Origin of the sequence: Advenella incenata (assembly GCF_004217095.1) — a bacterium.
Lineage (GTDB): Bacteria > Pseudomonadota > Gammaproteobacteria > Burkholderiales > Burkholderiaceae_B > Advenella > Advenella incenata.
The window spans coordinates 282,818-300,592 of record NZ_SHKO01000003.1; the positions used below are offsets into that span (position 1 = coordinate 282,818).

At 54.5% G+C, this 17,775-nt stretch carries 20 protein-coding genes; 8 read left to right on the plus strand and 12 right to left on the minus strand.

All coding sequences use genetic code 11. The features are described 5' to 3' along the window. Positions 1-9 precede the first annotated feature (9 nt). A complete protein-coding gene (locus tag EV681_RS17485; RefSeq protein ID WP_128395109.1) occupies positions 10-924 on the minus strand; it encodes an SDR family NAD(P)-dependent oxidoreductase in 915 nt (304 codons plus the stop codon). A gap of 155 nt (positions 925-1,079) precedes the next feature. Between EV681_RS17485 and EV681_RS17490 the strand changes: the two genes are divergently transcribed. Further along, complete coding sequence (locus EV681_RS17490; protein ID WP_130304739.1) at positions 1,080-1,988, plus strand: LysR family transcriptional regulator; 909 nt, start codon at positions 1,080-1,082, stop codon at positions 1,986-1,988. A 115-nt stretch (positions 1,989-2,103) separates the two neighbouring features. Here the strand turns inward: EV681_RS17490 and EV681_RS17495 are convergent, their stop codons facing one another. Together EV681_RS17495 and EV681_RS17500 are read right to left on the minus strand one after the other, a co-directional pair. Beyond that, a complete protein-coding gene (locus EV681_RS17495) occupies positions 2,104-2,313 on the minus strand; it encodes a CsbD family protein (protein ID WP_128394859.1) in 210 nt (69 codons plus the stop codon). Between the two features lie 110 nt (positions 2,314-2,423). Further along, positions 2,424-2,612 (minus strand): hypothetical protein, encoded by a 189-nt coding sequence (locus tag EV681_RS17500; RefSeq protein WP_130304740.1) that lies wholly within the window; start codon positions 2,610-2,612, stop codon positions 2,424-2,426. Positions 2,613-2,819: 207 nt separating this feature from the next. On the opposite strand from EV681_RS17500, the gene EV681_RS17505 reads away from it, so the two are divergent. Together EV681_RS17505 and EV681_RS17510 are read left to right on the plus strand one after the other, a co-directional pair. Next, positions 2,820-3,032 carry a CsbD family protein gene (locus EV681_RS17505; RefSeq protein WP_207227099.1) on the plus strand — a complete coding sequence of 71 codons (213 nt, stop codon included), beginning with the start codon at positions 2,820-2,822 and terminating at the stop codon, positions 3,030-3,032. A gap of 250 nt (positions 3,033-3,282) precedes the next feature. Then, positions 3,283-4,281: a Bug family tripartite tricarboxylate transporter substrate binding protein gene (locus tag EV681_RS17510; RefSeq protein ID WP_128394857.1), complete on the plus strand. Its 999-nt coding sequence runs from the start codon at positions 3,283-3,285 to the stop codon at positions 4,279-4,281. 104 nt (positions 4,282-4,385) lie between these two features. On the opposite strand, the gene EV681_RS17515 is transcribed toward EV681_RS17510, so the two are convergent. The 6 genes from EV681_RS17515 to EV681_RS17540 form a co-directional block, all read right to left on the minus strand. Further along, positions 4,386-5,360: a Bug family tripartite tricarboxylate transporter substrate binding protein gene (locus EV681_RS17515; RefSeq protein ID WP_130304741.1), complete on the minus strand. Its 975-nt coding sequence runs from the start codon at positions 5,358-5,360 to the stop codon at positions 4,386-4,388. A gap of 78 nt (positions 5,361-5,438) precedes the next feature. Then, positions 5,439-6,422 (minus strand): Bug family tripartite tricarboxylate transporter substrate binding protein, encoded by a 984-nt coding sequence (locus EV681_RS17520; protein ID WP_423191220.1) that lies wholly within the window; start codon positions 6,420-6,422, stop codon positions 5,439-5,441. 226 nt (positions 6,423-6,648) lie between these two features. Further along, positions 6,649-7,347: a 3-oxoacid CoA-transferase subunit B gene (locus EV681_RS17525; protein ID WP_128394854.1), complete on the minus strand. Its 699-nt coding sequence runs from the start codon at positions 7,345-7,347 to the stop codon at positions 6,649-6,651. Next, positions 7,340-8,014 (minus strand): 3-oxoacid CoA-transferase subunit A, encoded by a 675-nt coding sequence (locus tag EV681_RS17530; protein WP_128394853.1) that lies wholly within the window; start codon positions 8,012-8,014, stop codon positions 7,340-7,342. The genes EV681_RS17525 and EV681_RS17530 overlap by 8 nt, the downstream gene beginning before the upstream one ends. 183 nt (positions 8,015-8,197) lie before the next feature. Continuing rightward, positions 8,198-9,370 carry a thiolase gene (locus EV681_RS17535; RefSeq protein ID WP_130304742.1) on the minus strand — a complete coding sequence of 391 codons (1,173 nt, stop codon included), beginning with the start codon at positions 9,368-9,370 and terminating at the stop codon, positions 8,198-8,200. Beyond that, the gene (locus tag EV681_RS17540; RefSeq protein ID WP_128394851.1) at positions 9,367-9,765 is read right to left on the minus strand and encodes a Zn-ribbon domain-containing OB-fold protein; all 399 of its coding nucleotides are present in this window, start codon (positions 9,763-9,765) and stop codon (positions 9,367-9,369) included. The genes EV681_RS17535 and EV681_RS17540 overlap by 4 nt, the downstream gene beginning before the upstream one ends. Positions 9,766-10,082: 317 nt before the next feature. Between EV681_RS17540 and paaG the strand changes: the two genes are divergently transcribed. Further along, positions 10,083-10,883 carry a 2-(1,2-epoxy-1,2-dihydrophenyl)acetyl-CoA isomerase PaaG gene (gene paaG, locus EV681_RS17545; protein ID WP_128394850.1) on the plus strand — a complete coding sequence of 267 codons (801 nt, stop codon included), beginning with the start codon at positions 10,083-10,085 and terminating at the stop codon, positions 10,881-10,883. 88 nt (positions 10,884-10,971) lie between these two features. On the opposite strand, the gene EV681_RS17550 is transcribed toward paaG, so the two are convergent. The 3 genes from EV681_RS17550 to EV681_RS17560 form a co-directional block, all read right to left on the minus strand. Continuing rightward, positions 10,972-11,775 (minus strand): UDP-2,3-diacylglucosamine diphosphatase, encoded by an 804-nt coding sequence (locus tag EV681_RS17550; protein WP_165393105.1) that lies wholly within the window; start codon positions 11,773-11,775, stop codon positions 10,972-10,974. Beyond that, positions 11,762-12,271, minus strand: a complete 510-nt coding sequence (locus EV681_RS17555; protein ID WP_128395106.1) for a peptidylprolyl isomerase — start codon at positions 12,269-12,271, stop codon at positions 11,762-11,764. Before EV681_RS17555 ends, EV681_RS17550 begins: the two co-directional genes overlap by 14 nt. Positions 12,272-12,393: 122 nt before the next feature. After that, complete coding sequence (locus EV681_RS17560) at positions 12,394-13,107, minus strand: tetratricopeptide repeat protein (protein WP_128394848.1); 714 nt, start codon at positions 13,105-13,107, stop codon at positions 12,394-12,396. Positions 13,108-13,301: 194 nt separating this feature from the next. On the opposite strand from EV681_RS17560, the gene cysS reads away from it, so the two are divergent. Genes cysS through tilS form a run of 4 tightly spaced genes read left to right on the plus strand, consistent with a single transcriptional unit; the run spans position 13,302 to position 17,444 of the window. Next, complete coding sequence (cysS, locus tag EV681_RS17565) at positions 13,302-14,753, plus strand: cysteine--tRNA ligase (protein ID WP_130304743.1); 1,452 nt, start codon at positions 13,302-13,304, stop codon at positions 14,751-14,753. 11 nt (positions 14,754-14,764) lie between these two features. Continuing rightward, the gene (locus tag EV681_RS17570; protein WP_165393106.1) at positions 14,765-15,388 is read left to right on the plus strand and encodes a DNA-3-methyladenine glycosylase family protein; all 624 of its coding nucleotides are present in this window, start codon (positions 14,765-14,767) and stop codon (positions 15,386-15,388) included. 45 nt (positions 15,389-15,433) lie between these two features. Next, positions 15,434-16,393, plus strand: coding sequence for an acetyl-CoA carboxylase carboxyltransferase subunit alpha (locus EV681_RS17575; protein ID WP_128394845.1), 960 nt, complete (start codon positions 15,434-15,436; stop codon positions 16,391-16,393). A gap of 7 nt (positions 16,394-16,400) precedes the next feature. Next, on the plus strand, positions 16,401-17,444 hold the full coding sequence (tilS, locus tag EV681_RS17580) for a tRNA lysidine(34) synthetase TilS (RefSeq protein WP_165393107.1): 1,044 nt from the start codon (positions 16,401-16,403) through the stop codon (positions 17,442-17,444). Positions 17,445-17,775: the final 331 nt, after the last annotated feature.

The window sequence follows — 17,775 nt, forward strand, 5'->3', positions numbered from 1 at the left end:
TCCTTGTAATCAGATGGGATCCCAATTGATGACGTCGGGAGAGCGTTCCAGTTTATGAAACTGGCCCTGCATGGCCGGGATGGCAATCTGGGCGATCAGCTCGGGCGTCCAGCCATCGGACATATGCACGGAACGAACTGGGCGAGGCTGGCTAAAGAGAAGAATTTCATTGGCCCTAACCCCGAAAATCTGTCCGCTTACTTCTGCTGCGGCATCGCTGCCCAGATAGACGGCCATCGGCGCAATTTTATGTGTTTCCATTTTCTGCAGTTTTTGCACCCGCGCTTTCTCTTCAGGCGTTTCGGCGGGGATGGAGCTGGTCATGCGGCTCCAGGCAAATGGCGCAATGCAATTGGATCTGACGTTATATCGGGCCATGTCAAGTGCAATAGACTTGGATAAGGCAGCGATACCCAGCTTGGCGGCGGAATAGTTGGACTGGCCGAAATTGCCGATCAGCCCGGATGTAGAGGTCATGTGCACGTAAGCGCCCGACTCCTGTTCGCGAAAATAGGGTGCAGCAGCGCGACTGACAAAAAATGTGCCATGCAGGTGCACATCAATGACCTGGCGCCATTCTTCTTCGTTCATTTTATGGAACAGTCGGTCGCGCAGATTCCCGGCGTTGTTGACGACAATATCAATACGACCGAAATGGTCCATGGCGGTCTGCACAATCTGGCTGGCCGACTCGTAACCGGCGACACTGTCGGTATTGGCCACTGCAGTGCCCCCTGCAGCGGTGATTTCGTCGACCACGGCATGCGCGGGGCCATCAGTACCGCCCTGGCCGCTCAAAGACACGCCGATATCATTCACAACCACTTTTGCGCCGGCCTTGGCATAGGCGATTGCAATGTCCCGGCCGATACCACCACCGGCACCGGTAACAATCACTACTTTTCCTTCTGCAATTGAGCCCATCGGCTTCTCCTGTAAAATTTCATTCATCAGCTCGCCGGCACGGCCGGTCGATCTGGTTAGGGATTACTATCTATTGGTGCTGGATTTCATGATAGGCCATAATGGTGGACAGCATTGTTCGTATTTCTCAACTACCCCCTTCGTGTAAGCTTAAGATGCGCTATGACCTGACAGACCTCAAACTATTCATCAATATTGGTGAAGTATCAAACTTGACCAAGGCCGCAGAAAAAACCTTTCTGTCGTTGCCGGCGGCCAGCGCCCGTATCAAGAATCTGGAAGACTCCCTCAAGGTCCGCCTGCTGATCCGTCAGGTTACCGGCGTGAGCGTCACCCCCGCAGGCGAGGTCTTTTTGAAATATGCCAAGGGGGTGTTTCAGCAGCTCGAATGCATGCACGCCGAGCTTCAGCCGTTTTCCACCGGCATCAAGGGCAAGCTGCGAATTATGGCCAATACCGCTGCCACCCATTCGTTCATGTCCGAAGCGTTGTCGACGTTCCTGGCCGAAAATCCCGATATTGATATTGAACTGGAGGAAAAGCTATCCAAGGAAATTGTCTCTGCCATTCGTGGCGGCTCGGTAGACATTGGCATTGTCTCCAGCAACGTTAACCTGGATGGCCTGGATGTGGTGCCGCTATTTAGGGACGAGCTGGTGGCTGTGACCCATTTGGCGCACCCGCTGAAAGATTTGAAGGAAATTTCATTTGAAACCCTGATCGACCAGTACCAGTTTATCGGCATCAATCCCGAAAGCGCGATTCAGACGTTCCTGGATGATAAAGCTTACAAGCTGGGCAAGCGCTTGCATCAGCGCGTACATGTTGGCAGTTTCGAAGCGGTCTGTCGCATGGTAGACGCAGGTATCGGGCTGGCAATCGTACCGGTAGAATGTGCCCGGGCCTACAGCCGGGCCCCGCGCTTGCATATACTCAAACTCACAGATGAGTGGGCCGATCGCGAACGCAATGTCTGCCGTCTGGCCGGGCGTGATCTGCCAGCGTATGCAGAAAAGTTCATTGGGCATCTGCTTGAGGTATCGCACCGGATGCATGATCGCTAGCGGTGGGCGGCTTTGAACTTGACCACTAGCGGTGGGAACAAGAATGCAATGCATGTGCGACGCTGCGAAAATTGACACAAAAAAACACCCTGAAGGGTGCTTTTTACTCGCTAGACTATACTGCTGCAGGTTGCTTCTTATCGATGAAATCCTGAACTTGCTGTTGGGCTTCTGTTTGGGACACCGAGTATTTATCTTTAATAGCCGTTACCAGCTTATCAGCATGACCATTAATCTGCCTGACGTCACCATCGTTCAATTTACTCCATTCAGTTGTGATTGAACCTTTGATTTCATCCCATTTTTTATCTTTGAAACCGACCATGATAATACTCCTATTATCAATTGTTGGAGATACGAAAAACTCGCACATCCCGTGCGCCATGCATACAAAATTTGTCATTCTTTATATACCGTAAACTGGCGCGAAAAATTTTAATGTTTTTTGTGATCGTTCCACACTGCGATATCTCGAATATCCACACGGTGTTTTAATACGCCATTGTCAAAGTCGAGCGTGCAAGCTGCGTAGGTTTTTCCTTGCTCTACGCGCATTCTCCATTCATTTTTTATCGTACTTTGTATGAATTTGAGTCGCTGAGCAAATTTTATTTCGGTAAGCATATGATGCTCCTTAACTATGGGTAAGAAAGTCAGCCCATATCGCCCACAGTACTCCACTTACTTGAATTGACCTAAGAATTAAGTGTAAGTATAAAAATGTTGAAAAATACTAATTTGTGAAATATGTTCGCAAAGGCCTTTTGTGGCCGCAACGGTGTAGAGTAAGAGATGCAGTGTGAACTAACCTGCATCAATAAGGACAGTGCCATGATTATATTTAAAAATAAATGGAAAGCTGATGCCTTCAAAGTTATCCTTAAAGAACGTTGGATTAATCTGTCAACAGATGAATTGACCGAGATTGGCGGCGACCCCGAAAAATTGATGTCAATATTGCAGTTTGATTATGGTTACCCCCGCAAGGCAGCTGAGCGTGAAGTGAAAAGCTTTTGGGCTTCATATTCAGCTGCGCATGTATGAATGGGGCAGCAGCTCCCGTTTGGTGGTGAAATGTTGCCGGTGTGTGCCATATCAACGGCTCTGGTAAGTACCGCAGATGCTGAGGACGCTCAATTTGCCGGAGAAAACGGCGTTAACCGGTCTTAGGCAGCGCTGAGGGGATCCTTCACATATAAAAAACAGGGAATGGATGGTTCTCACGGCATAATTGATGGTTGAAGAACCCACAAGAACGTTATGTCATTGCGAACATGACAATAAGGAGACTGTTTTGAAAACCCTGATGATGCAACGCAGGCAACTGCTTAAATCTGCGCTTTATGGCGCTGCTGCCGTATACGGCCTGCATCCGGCCATGAGTTTTGCTGCGCAATGGCCGACCAAGGCGGTGAGTTTTATCGTTCCTTTTGCGCCGGGCGGGCCGGTCGATACCGCCGCGCGCATTGTGACGAATGGCTTGACGCAGCAATGGAATCAGACAGCCATTATCGAAAATCGCGCGGGTGCCGGTGGCATCCTTGGGGCCAGGCTGTCGGCCCAGGCCAAGCCGGATGGGTACAATTATTTTTTTGCCGCCATTCACCACGCCATCTTGCCCAGTCTGAATAAATCGCTGGACTATGATATTCAGAAGGACTTTGTACCGGTGGGCATGGTGGCACGCTTTCCGATCATATTGGTAGCCCATCCGTCGCTGAAGGTCAAATCAGTCAAGGAACTGATCGCACAGGCAAAGGCACAGCCCGGTAAAATTGCCTATAGTTCCTCGGGGACGGGCGGCGGTACGCATCTGGCCGGCGCCTTGTTTGCCAGCATGGCCGGTATTGAGCTGCAACACGTACCCTACAAGGGAAGTGCACCGGCGGTTCAGGACCTGGTGGGCGGACAGGTGCAGTTGATGTTTGCCGATGCTACGTCTGCTTTGCCTTTCATTAAATCAGGCAAGGTGATTCCATTAGGTGTAGGCAATCCCCAGCGGTCTGACCTGGCGCCAGACGTACCAGCCATTGCCGATGAAGGCTTGCCCGGCTACGAAGCTTATTCCTGGAGTGGTTTGTTTGCGCCCGCGGGCACGCCGGCCGACATTGTGAAGCAGGTCAATGAAAATCTCAATGCCCAGTTGAACGACAAAAGTGTCATTGAGAAAATGCATGGCAGCGGGTCGGAGGCCATGCCCATGACGCCGGAGGAGTTCGGCAAATTTCTGAGCGACGAAATTGCCAAGTGGCATAAGACCATTGCCGAGGCCAACATCACTATCCAGGGTTGACGTATCGCGCAACAATGACAATACAGGCAGTATGCGATGTGCACTGGAGATGCAAGCGCGTACTGCCCGGTTGCGTTAACTGAAGCGTCGGGCGGCGGCAGGTTCTATTTATCTGCCTGGATGCCGGCCTTTGCAGTGACCTCGCCCCACAGCCGGTATTCGTTATCGATACGTGACTTGAGCTGGCTGCCACTGCGCAGCGAAATGGTATAACCCACTTTTTCCATCTGCTTGCGGTACTCGGGCAATTCAGAGACCATCTTCAGGGCTTTTTCAATCTGCGCGGCGGTAGCATCGTCCAGTTTTGCGGGGGCGACAACACCGTACCAGCCGGTTACATCGTAGTCGTCGATGCCCGCTTCGGACATGGACGGAACGTCGGGTAACGCGCGATTGCGCTCTTTGGAAGTGACAGCCAGGGCGCGCACCTTGCCACTATTGATGTAATTGATCGCCGTGCCGGTGATGTCAAACATCATTGAGGTCTTCCCGCCTATCACATCGATCATGGCCGGCGCATTGCCGCGATAGGGAACATGCAGCATTTGCGTGCCGGTTCGCTGCTTGAGCAGCTCGGCAGACAACTGATTGGATGATCCTATGCCTGCCGAACCAAAGGATAAGGCGCCCGGATTGGCTTTGGCGTAGGCAATGAGTTCACTGATATTTTTAACCGGCAGTTTATTATTGACGACCAACACATTGGTATATTCGACCAGGTTGCCCAGGTAACGGAAATCCCGATCCTTGTCGATCTGGATTCCTTTTTGAATATGCGGCGTGATGGTCAGCGTCGGGCTGGCCAGAAAATACAGCACGCTGCCGTCGGCCGTGGCGCGTGCCACGTTTTCCGCAGCAATGATGCCACTGGCGCCAGTTTTGTTTTCGATAACGACAGGCTGTCCGATCTGGTCTCCCAGAAATTTGGCAAATTGCCGGGCGGCTGTGTCTACCGGCCCGCCGGCCGCGTAGCCAACCACCAGTTTGACCGGCTTGTCAGGCCAGTGATTGTTTGCCCAAACAAAGGCGGGGGACAGCAGCAACAGCAGGGGAGTGAAACGCAGGTAACGTTTTGACATGATGTCTCCATTGGTCAGTTCGCGGTCGTAAGGCGCACAGGGGCACGCCTTACGCAATACACAGCTGCAGGCCCGGCGTTATTCGATACGGGCGCCTGACTGGTCGACCGCGGTTTTCCATTTTTTGATTTCAGTTGTGATGAGATCGGCAAATTGCTTTGGTGTGGACCCTTCTATTTCGTAGCCGTATTGGGTCAGTTGTTGCCTGACTGCAGGCGTTTGCGCTGCATCGTTGAATGCCTTGTTCAGTTGCGTGACTACCTCTTGTGGGGTGCCTGCCGGCGCCAGGATACCGTACCAGCCATTGACGGAAAAGCCTGGCACACCAGATTCTGCCACAGTAGGCACATCGGGCAGGACAGTGGAGCGCTTGGTTCCTGTCACTGCAAGACCTTTGAGTTTGCCCGCTTTCACATGGGGCAGGGAGGTGGAAATGCTATCAAACATCAGCGAGACTTCGCCCGAGAGCATGGCCACCACAGCGGGTCCGCTGCCTTTGTAGGGGATATGGATCATTTTGGTGTTGGTGGCGCTTTTGAACAGTTCTGCCGCAAGATGGCTGGTGTTGCCATTGCCGGCAGAGGCAAATGTGAGCTTGTCCGGGTTGGCCTTGGCATAGTCGATCAACTCCTGTGTTGTATTTACCGGCGTCTGCTTGGCGGCGGTGACCAGCATGGGCAAGGTCGCCAGGACCGATACCGGCGCGAAATCCTTTTCAGTATCGTAGGGCAGCGACTTATACATGCTGGGGTTGATCGCGTGCGCGGCCAGCACCATCAGCACGGTATAGCCATCGGGTTTGGACCGTGCCAGTTGTGCCGTAGCGATCGTGCCGCCGGCGCCGGGGCGGTATTCAAGCACAACGGGTTGTTTGATTGTTTTCTGCATTTGCGCGGCAATCGGCCGGGCCAGCATATCGGCGCTGCCGCCCGGTGGATAAGGAATCAGCAGCGTAATGGGTTTGTCGGGAAAGGCCTGGGCGCCTGCGCTTAGCGCCAACCCGAACGCCAGCACGCTTGCGTGCAGCATCAGATGTCGCAGTCGGTTGAATGTTGTCTTCATGATGTCTCCTTGGATTTTATATTGCTCTTGATGGCAGGCAATGGATGCCTGCCAGTGATGCTTTGCTGCCGTGTAATCAATCACATTTGTAATCGCCGTTTGCAGGACGTTTTTTGCAGGATACGGCAAGGTGGTGCAACCTTTTGTTGCTCAATGGCAGGCAATGGCGCGGGTTCCTCCTGGCGCCTGTGCGCCACACGCTATCATTGCACTGCCAATCTGTTTTTCAATCCAGATAGGGTTGTCCCGCACTGTCCACCCGGATTGTCTGGCACGGGTCATCCATATGCAACGTAGCCTCGCTCAGGTCCTGCAATTGCTGCTGCGTCAACCCTTGCACCATGGCCCGTATAATAAAGCGGCCCTCGCATACCTGAACGATGGCCAGATCGGTGTAAATGTAGTCGACCACGCCGGCGCCGGTCAGCGGGTACGTGCATTGATGCAGCAGTTTGGCTGCGCCGGTCTTGGTCGTATGCTCCATCATGACCAGCACCTGCTTTGCTCCTACTGCCAGATCCATCGCGCCGCCAATCGCTGCAATGGCATCGGGTGCATCTGTGATCCAGTTTGCCAGGTCCCCGTTTTCGGCTACCTGAAAGCCGCCCAGGATCGAGTAGTCCAGATGTCCGCCACGCATCATGGCAAATGAATTGGTGTGTTCGGTAATGGAGGCGCCCTGCAGCAGGACAATGGGTTTACGGCTGGCGTTGATGATATCGGTATCGATTTCGTCATCAATTGCGCTGCGTCCCATGCCCAGAATGCCGTTCTCGCTGTGCAGGATAATTTCCCTGTCTGGCGGCAGATAGTCTGCGACCGAAGTAGGCATGCCGATACCTAGATTGACGTAGGCGCCATCGGGCAGGCTGTTGGCTACCAGTCTGGCAATCTGTTCCCTGTCAAGACGGATGTAGTCAGTCATGCTGTGCTCCTGCAAGTACGATATGTTTCACAAAAATTCCGGGCGTCATGACCTGTTCGGGATGTATGCTGCCCAGTTCGACCACTTTATCGACTTGCGCGATGGTGTGTTTGGCGGCAGTACACATGACGGGATTGAAGTTTCTGGCCGCCCAGCGATAGGTCAGGTTGCCCCAGCGATCTCCCAAATGGGCGCGCACCAGCGCAAAATCGGCATGCAGGGGTTCTTCCAGCACGTAGCCAACACCGTTGACCACGCGTTCTTCCTTGTTTTCCGATACGCGCGTGCCATAGCCGGTAGGCGTAAAAAACGGACCCAGTCCTGCGCCGGCTGCACGCATTCTTTCGGCCAGAGTGCCTTGCGGGGTGCATTCGAGCTCAATCTGGCCGGCACGAAACGCTTGTGCAAATACATCCGATTGCGGCGGGCGGGGATGAGAGCATATAATTTTTCTGACCTGGCCATTTTTGATCAGGCGGGCAATACCTACCTCGCGCGTGCCGGCGTTATTGCTGATGATCGTTAAATTGCGGGTCCCCATCTTTGCAAGCGTGGCCAGCATTTCAAATGGAATGCCTGCGTCGCCAAAGCCGCCCACCATGATGGACGCCCCCTCGGGGATCAGGCTCAGTGCCGCTTCGTGTGTTTCTAGAATCTTGTTTATCATCTCATTCCAATGTAGGGCAGCTTGCCCGGCTATTGTTGTGTATGCGCTTGTTGTGTCTGCGCCTGCTTGGCATGTTCGCGGCAGCCTGGTGGCGGACCTTCATCTGCCACCATTGCACCAAGCCTGATGTCGCCCGTTTTCCAGGTTCGTATGTTCTGTTCTGGGAGCGACACTTAATGATTTTTAAAGTGTCGCTTCGGTGCCCAAGATCGCAGTCGATTGGCTCGAGAGCGTGCCACCGTTGCCATGGACGACAGCCAATTGGGCGTTGGCAACCTGACGGGCATCGCATTGACCTCGTAATTGCCTGACCGCTTCGATCAGAATAAAAATGCCGTACATGCCTGGATGCACGCAAGACAGGCCACCGCCGTTGGTATTGACAGGCAAGTGTCCGCCGGGGGCGATTCCGCCTTTGCTTACAAAATCCCCGCCTTCACCCTTGCGGCAAAAGCCCAGATCTTCCATGAACAGAATGGTATTGATGGTAAACGCGTCATATACTTCGGCGACATCAATATCCGCGGGCTTGACGCCAGCCATGTCAAACGCAATTTTCCCGGACTGCTGGGCTGCGGTCACGGTCAGATCGTCCATGGAGGAAATCTGGCGATTCCACACGGCCGTGGAGTTACCCAGGACGTAAACGGGTTTCTGCTTGAGCGTTTTGGCCCGGTCTGCACGCACCAGTACATAGGCCCCGGCGCCATCGCTTACCAGGCAGCAATCGCGCACCGTCAGTGGATCAGACACCATGCGTGCCGAGAGCACCTGATCAATTGTCAGCGGATCACGCATGGACGCCTCTGGATTGAGCTGGGCCCATTGCCTGGCGGCAACAGCTACTTCGGCCAGATGTTCGCGTGTCGTGCCGTATTGATGCATGTGCCGGGCGGCAGCCAGGGCATAGGAGCTTAGCGGGCTCAATGGCTGATATGGGTTTTCGTAAGGTTGCGGGTCCATGACCTTGCGCATGTTACCGATTGCGGCCCGATTCAATGTGGAGCTGCGTTGCGTACTACCGTAACAGACGAGTACGGCATTGCACTGTCCGGACGCCAGTGCCTGCATGGCCGGCATCAAGTGCGCAACAAAGCTGGAGCCGCCCACCATCGTGTTATCAATAAAGGTCGGTTTGATGCCCAGGTGTTCGATCACCGGCATCACCCACATGGTCGAGGCGACGCTCGCGGTGGCGATGCCGTCGATATCCTGCATTGTCAGGCCGGCGTCGCGTACGGCACGTGTGGCGGCCTGAACCAGAATTTCCATTTCGGTATAGCCCTGGGCCAGACCCAGTCCAGCATGTCCGACACCGACAATGGCGGTTGCACCGCGCAGTTTCTCATCTATCATGCCCGATCTCCTGCTGGAACAAAAACCAGCAAAGCGCTGTCGTCTGTCTGATTGATGCGGGCGCTGACCGCCAGGCCGATTTTTACCTCGTCAGGCGCGATCTGTTCTACCCGGCTCATCATGCGTGGGCCTTCTTCCAGGTCGATCAGCGCCACGTTATAGTCGCCGCCTTTTTCCGGTTTGTTGCGAACGACAGTGGTGGAATACACCGTGCCCTTGCCTGAAGGTTCGTACCAGTGCAGATCGTCGCTGCCGCAATGGGGGCAGATCATGCGTGGGTAGAAGATGCTGTTATTGCATTGGCCACAGCGCTGAATGGTAAACACGCCGGCCTGCAGCTGGGTGTGGTAGTAGTTTTCTGCGCCGGTTTCCAGCGCCTGATTACTCACGGTCATGGGCTATTCCTGTATCGAAAATTGCATATGTCGTACAGTATTGATTCGAGGCCCCCGCTTGGCAATCTGTTTTTCCCGAAGGATAACTTCAGACACACTTAACTCACGTTTTCCCTCAAGTGGCGCGAGGCTCAAAAACAGGCGAACGGGGGCTTCGGCAATCCAGAATTGCTGTTCCCGGCAATTTGTAGTGAGATAGGGCCTGTGCCGCTTGTTTGCCAATGGCTTATCGCCATATTGGTTATGATGACGGGTTAATTCAAGCCGATAGCCATGTCTCGCGTCGGTCTGTATGCAATTTTCAGGGGAGTGCAGCTGTGGAAAAAAAAGACTATGAAACGATTTTGTTTGAGTATCGTGACTGCGTGGGATACATCACGCTTAACCGGCCGGACAAACTCAACAGCTTTACGAGCCAGATGCACAATGAGTTGCGCGATGTGCTGGACTTTCTTGAGTCGCGGGCGGATTTGCGCGGGGTCATCCTGACCGGGGCAGGGCGCGGGTTTTGTGCGGGGCAGGACCTGGGCGAGCGCCAGCCGCTCGCGCCTGGGCAATTTCGTGACCTGGGCGAAGCGCTGGAGAAAAATTACAAACCACTTATTTTACGGATGCGCGCCTTGCCGGCACCGATTGTCTGTTTCGTCAACGGCGTAGCCGCCGGGGCAGGCATGAGCCTGGCATTGGCCTGCGATCTGGTTTTTGCAGTCAAGTCTGCCAAATTTATTCAGGCATTTGCCAAAATCAGCCTGGTTCCTGACGCCGGATCGACCCATTTTCTGCCGCGCCTGATCGGTACCCAGCGCGCCATGGGCGCCGCGATGCTGGCAGAGCCGGTATCTGCCGAACAGGCCGAACAATGGGGCATGATCTGGAAGTGCATTGCCGATGATCAATTGCAAGGGCAAATGCAAACCGTCCATGTGCAACTGACTACCGGCGCGACACGCGCCTTGGCGGCAACCAAGCACGCACTGTACGCGAGCGCCGATAACAGTCTGCCCGAGCAGCTCGAGCTGGAAATTGAACTGCAACGCGAGATGGGAATGAGCGAGGATTATCGGGAAGGTACCAAGGCCTTTCGGGAAAAGCGCAAGCCGCTGTTTCAGGGCCGCTAGCGCGCTGGCGCCTGTTAGGGATGTACGGCGCGGGCTGTGGCGGACTCCAGCGACCAGCTACAGTCCGATCCGGTAGTGCCGTGCGGGCTTATTGTTGTGCTGGTTGACCGGAGTCTGGCGCCGTATAGCCGTGCATGGTGATCCCAGCTGAGCTGATCGACAGATAGCCGCCCCGAAAAGGCGGGTGATCCCATTCCCAGTCGGGTAACACCCAGCGACACCGTTGCGTGCCGTGGTCTTCGAATTGATGGCACTTCGGTTTGTGGGTATGGCCATGTATTAAATGAATCAGCGCGGGATGATCGCGAAATACATCCGATACCGCCTCATGGGCGACATCCATCAGATACATTGGTTTTGTGCCATGCGCATGCATGCTGGTCTTGCGGGCGCGACGCGCGATCGCCCGCCGCACTTGCAATGGCAGGGCCAGAAATAGTCGTCGTGTAAAAGGGTGGCGCGACAGTTTACGGAAACGCTGGAAGGACACGTCGTGTGTACATAGCTCGTCGCCGTGGCTGATATGGATGGGGCCGGCATCTGTATGAAACAGGGTCGAATCGGGCATGAGTGTTGCGCCCAGGGCACGGGCCAGATCCGGTCCCATCAGAAAGTCACGGTTGCCATGGCCTATGAACAGGGGAATTTTTTTCGCGGTTTCGGACAGATGCCCGATGGCCTCCCGCAGCCAAGGTTCGGGATCATTGACAGCGGCATCATCGCCAATCCAGGCATCAAAAATATCACCTGCCAGTATGAGCCCGTTGGCATGCGCTGCCGCCTCGGCCAGAAAAGCATAGAAAACGCGGCAGGTTTCGGGAACCTGCCGCGCCAGATGGATATCCGAGGCGACCCAGATTGTTCCGGGCAGCGTAAAATCAGTTTTCGACAACGCTGGCTTTTTCAATGATGACGGGTTCAACCGGCACGTCTTGATGGAAACCTTGGTTACCGGTTTTGACGCCCTCAATTTTGTCGATCACGTCCTGGCCCTGGACAACTTTACCAAATACGGCGTAGCCCCAGCCTTGGGCTGTGGGAGCCGAGAAGTTCAGGAAATCGTTGTCCTTGGCATTGATGAAAAACTGGGCAGTGGCCGATTGCGGGTCATTGGTGCGAGCCATGGCAATGGTGTACTTGTCGTTTTTCAGGCCGTTATCGGCTTCATTTTTGATCGGCGCTTCGGTCGCTTTCTGTTTCATGTCAACGTCAAAACCGCCACCCTGGATCATGAATCCTTTGATCACGCGGTGAAAGATCAGATTGTCGAAGAAACCATTATTGACATATTTCAGAAAGTTTTCTGTGGTAACTGGTGCTTTTTCAGCATCCAGTTCCAGGACGAAATCGCCCTGATTGGTTTGCAGTTTGACCTGTGGCTGACTCATGGATGTTTCCTTTTTAGTTGAAGAATCTGCGGCGTGTGCCGCCTGTAGCGCGGCGACCGACAGAACGGCCCCCAGAGCGACGCCGGCAATGCGGCGTGAAAATACAAAGTGTGATATCACGTTCAGTTACCTTCAATGATGCGTCCGATGGCTTGCGCCTGGGCTGCCGCCCCGGGGATGCCATGGCGGGAAGCATCGGCAAACGCTTTTTGGGACAGCATCAATTGCACCATACCCATGTTGCGCAATGCAACCCCATAACGGGGATTAATTGACAGAGCGGTCTTGAGCGCCTCGTAGGCCGGGTCTGTCAGCCCCGCCTGCAGATAGAGCGCGGCCATATTATTCCATGGTTCGGCCAGCTCCGGGTAGCTGGACGTCATGCTGCGATAGACCTCCAGTGCCTGCGGCTTGCGGTCCAGCGCTGCCAGCGCGCGCCCTTTCAGAAACAGCAGTTGAACATCTGTTGCCGGCGCGATAATGCGATCATTGGCATTCTGGCGGCGTTCGATCTCCTGCAGCGCCTTGGCTGCCTGGCCCTGCGTGATCATTGCGCTCAGACGGCTTGCCGCGCCCGACGCCGTTTCCGGAATGGACGTGTCAACCGAGGGTTCCAGCTTTTTCAGAACGTTTGCCAGCCCCTGCCAGCCGGGCTCGCGCGCGTTGGCGCCGTTGTCCTGGGTATACATGGGGGAGGGGATGCCATTGGTTGCGCCGCCTGAAGGCGTCGAGCCGGCCTGATACGGGGTTGTCGCCTGCTGGGCCATTGCCTGCAGCGCTGGCAACAGGCACAGGGAGCACACTAACAGCGAACGGTGAATAACATTAAGTTTCACAGCGCTTATCCAGAAAATCGTGAAAGAAAACCTTCAAGTACATGCAGCCTCTGGTGAGGACTTGCTATACTTACTCCTTCGTATTTTAGCCTTAGTTGAGGGTGCGGCGTATAAACCCTAACCCGCTACGGCTTTTTTTCTTTGCTGCATCGGTCAATCCCGACCGAAGGCACGTCCGGTTTTTTATTTCCGCCATGCAAATATTCAATACCCTTTCCCGCGCCAAAGCGCCTTTTGTTACGGTAGAGCCCGGCAAAGTGCGGATGTACGTTTGCGGCATGACGGTCTATGATTTCTGTCATCTGGGCCATGCCCGTATGCTTGTCAGCTTCGATGTGGTCCAGCGCTGGCTGCGCCAAAGCGGCTATCAGGTCGACTACGTACGCAATATCACCGATATCGACGACAAAATCATCAACAAGGCAGTGTCGCTGAACCAGCCTTTACATGCCGTTACGTCTTTCTATACTGACGCCATGCATGCCGATGAGCGGGCGCTGAACGTACAGCCTCCCGACCGGGAACCCCGCGCCACCATGCACATACCCGGTATGCTGCAAATTATCAAGGACTTGCAGGACAAGGACCTGGCGTACCAGACCCCCGACGGGGACGTTAACTATGCAGTACGCAGTTTTCCTGGCTACGGCAAGCTATCGGGCAAAGTGCTGGACGATCTGCGCGCGGGCAACCGCGTTGCCGTTTCCGACGGCAAGCGCGATCCGTTCGATTTCGTTCTGTGGAAACAGGCCAAACCCAACGAACCCGAAGACTCCATCTGGGATTCGCCTTTCGGGCGCGGTCGTCCAGGCTGGCACATTGAATGTTCGGCCATGAGCAGGGAGCTGCTTGGCCAGCCTCTGGATATTCATGGCGGCGGCCCTGATCTGAAGTTTCCGCATCATGAAAACGAAATTGCGCAGTCCGAAGGCGCTTATGGCGGTACGCTGGCCAATTGGTGGATGCATTGTGGCCCGCTGATGGTGGATGATGAAAAAATGTCCAAATCACTGGGCAATTTCAGAACAATCCGTGATACTGTCAGCTCAGAGTCCGATAGCGCGTCGGCCGATTACCAGATCAACACGCGCGAAGCGGAAATGCTGCGGTTTTTTGTTGTGCGCAACCATTACCGGAGCCCGCAGAATTTTACGCCAGACAACCTGTACAATGCACAGGCTGCGCTGGATCGAATTTATCAGACGTTCAACAATACCGGAGTGACCGATACAGCATCCATCGATTGGTCGCTGGATTTTGAACAGGCGTTCAAAGCCGCCATGGATGACGACTTCAATACCGCAGTGGCCATTGCTGTCCTGTTTGATATGGTTACCGAGGCAAACCGGCGCAACAGCGCCGTGCTCAGCGGTCGGATCCGTGCACTGGGCGGGGTATTGGGCCTGTTGCAACAGGATCCGCAGCATTATCTGCAGTCGCCGACACGCTATATCAAGCGCGAAGGTCAGTCTGTTGCCGCAACGGCCTTGAGCGAGTCCGATATCGAAGCATTGATCGAGCAACGTCGCCAGGCCAAGCTAGACCGTGATTTCGGCAAGGCCGATCAGATTCGTGCACAGCTCAAGGAGCAGGGCGTGGAACTTGAGGATAAACCAGGTGGCCTGACGCAATGGCGTCGCGCCTGATAGGGGAAGACATGTCATCTGCAGCACCTGCGGCGATAAAGCCCGAATATTGGGACGAGGCCGTTACATATCTGATCAAGAAAGATCGCATTCTTCGTAAAATCATTCCGGCCAATCCCGATTTATGGCTGTCTACCAACAAAACGGCCTTTGTCACATTGGCGCGGGCCATTATCGGCCAGCAGATTTCGTCCAAGACAGCAGACCTGCATTGGAAAAATTTCACACAGCTTTGCGGTCATCGACCATCGCCGGCCACTGTTCTTGAATACAATGAGGCCCAATGGCGGGAAGCGGGGTTGTCCAAGCGAAAAACGGAATACATTCTGGATTTGGCGAATCATTTCAATGAGCGGAAAGTAAATCCGCTGAAATGGTCTAAAATGGACGACGAAGACATCATTACCGAATTATGTGCGATTCGGGGCATCAGCCGCTGGACAGCGGAAATGTTCCTTATTTTTAATTTGCACAGACCAGATATTCTGCCAATCGATGATCCGGGGCTGCTCAAGGCAATCTCGGAGCACTATTTCAGCGGTGAGCCTGTATCACGGTACGAGGTACGCGAAGTAGCGCAATCGTGGCAACCGTGGCGAACAGTGGCGACATGGTACTTATGGCGCAGCCTTTAAGGGTGCAGCAGGTACGCGTGAACAACCATTCATGACAAGATAACTATGAAATTTACTTTTTTAGAATTTGAAGGACCTATAGCAGAGCTCGAGCAGAAGATCGAGCAGTTGCGCCATGTTTCCTCTGATTCGGCAGTCGATATTTCCGAAGAAATCACCAAACTGCAGCAAAAAAGCGAGAGTCTGACCAACAGTATCTATTCCAAGCTCACGCCCTGGCAGACCGCACTGGTTGCCAGGCATCCGCAAAGACCGTATACCATGGACTATGTTCGTGAAATCTTTACCGATTTTCACGAACTGCATGGCGATCGCATGTATGAAGACGATCTGTCCATCGTAGGGGGCCTGGCCCGCTTTTCCGGCGAAGCCTGCATGATTATCGGCCACCAGAAAGGGCGCGACACCAAAGAGCGCGCCAAGCGCAATTTCGGCATGCCACGCCCCGAAGGATATCGCAAGGCGATGCGACTGATGCGTCTGGCAGAAAAATTCCAATTGCCGGTATTTACTTTTGTAGATACCCCGGGCGCCTATCCAGGTATTGGCGCCGAAGAGCGCGGGCAATCTGAAGCCATCGGGCATAATCTGTATGCCATGGCAGAGTTGCGAGTTCCCATTATTTCCACGATCATCGGCGAAGGCGGCTCGGGTGGTGCGCTTGCCATCGCAGTGGGTGATGTCGTGCAGATGCTGCAATATTCTACTTATGGCGTCATTTCCCCCGAAGGCTGTGCCTCCATTCTCTGGCGCAGTGCCGACAAGGCACCTGTGGCGGCCGAAGCGCTGGGCATTACCGCGCCGCGGCTGCTGGATCTGGGCCTGATCGATAAAGTTGTACCCGAGCCGGTGGGTGGCGCGCAACGCGATGCCGTGACCATGGCCAAAACGCTGAAACGCTCGCTTTCCGAAGCACTGCGGCAGGTGTCTGGTATGGACGTTGATGAGCTTCTGGATAGAAGGCTGGAGCGACTCATGTCTTATGGTCGTGTCCAGGACAAATAATTCTTTCTTGCAGCAGACGGGCTGGCTTGAAGACACCACGCTTCTTGAGCCCTTGCATGCCGTTCTTTGCACGATAGACGCAGGCAGCATTGCAATTGGGGTAAGCGGCGGCGCCGATTCGGCCATGTTGCTGGTTGCTGCAGCCCAGATTGCTGAGCAGCAAAAAAAAACCATTCACGCTGTTCACGTACACCACGGGCTGGTGGCCGCGGCCGATGCCTGGGCTGCGCATACGGCGCAACTGGCACAACAGGTCGGTGTGGCATTTCATTTTCTGCCGGTGCAGGTCGCATTCGACTCTGGCAAGGGTATTGAAGCGGCGGCCCGGCTGGCGCGTTATAACGCATTTGAACAATGGTCAGTAAATTACGATTGCCATCATATGCTGCTTGCCCATCATCGTGATGATCAGGCTGAAACCATGCTGCTGCGTCTGTTGCGCGGAGCCGGCGTGCAGGGCATGTCAGGTATGGCGGCCCGGACCCGACGCGGGTCCCTGCAGTTATACCGCCCATGGCTGGATGTGGGGCGCAACAAGATCCTGGATGCCGCAGCCCGTTATGAAGCGCAGACCGGCTGGATGCCCGTGCAGGACCCGACCAATCGGGATGAAAAATATACTCGTGCCGCCGTGCGCACGCTGCTCACACCGGTTCTGAACAAGCGCTGGCCCCAATGGCAGGGAAACCTGTTGCGCCATGCGCGGGTGATGGCCGAAAGCACCTTGCTGCTGCAAGACCTGGGCGATATGGATTTGCAGCATTGTCTGCTTACTGAAGACGGACTGGGGTTTTCTCTGGCCCGTTGGCGGCAATTGCCACAACATCGGCAGGCCAACGTGATGCGCCAGTGGCTGCGCCGCCTGGATATTGCCATGCCTACCGAAGCGCGCCTGAACCAGTGGTTGCAGCAGCTGCGACAAGTGCATGCGCTAGGACACGATCGTAATATTCTACTGAAACACCAAGGTTGCCATATCATATGCCGGCGCGGCCAGGTGCAAGTACTTCTTGACGATGCGGACGGATCAATCACGATTGGTAGTGCCTGATCTGCAGTGACCTGCAGGCAAAACAATAAAGCGTATCAGCAGAAAATCGTCTCATCTTGCCAATCACGGTACGAGGCCGTTTTAGGCAGGCAATATCATTTCCTGGCCTGGTGGCCTCATTTGCGTGTCATTACCCCGCGGTTTTAGACAGCCGGACAGTGCGCAAGTCATGGCGCAGGCCTGCCATTTCATCCGTTGCAAACCTGTATGCAGCGCAATCAGACTGCAATGTGTTTCTGTTGCCCGCCAGATGTGTCATCACTTTTCAAAATAAACAGGCTTCTTTTTTTGTGATTATATTGATTCAGAGCGCGGCTTTTTGCCGTGTCTG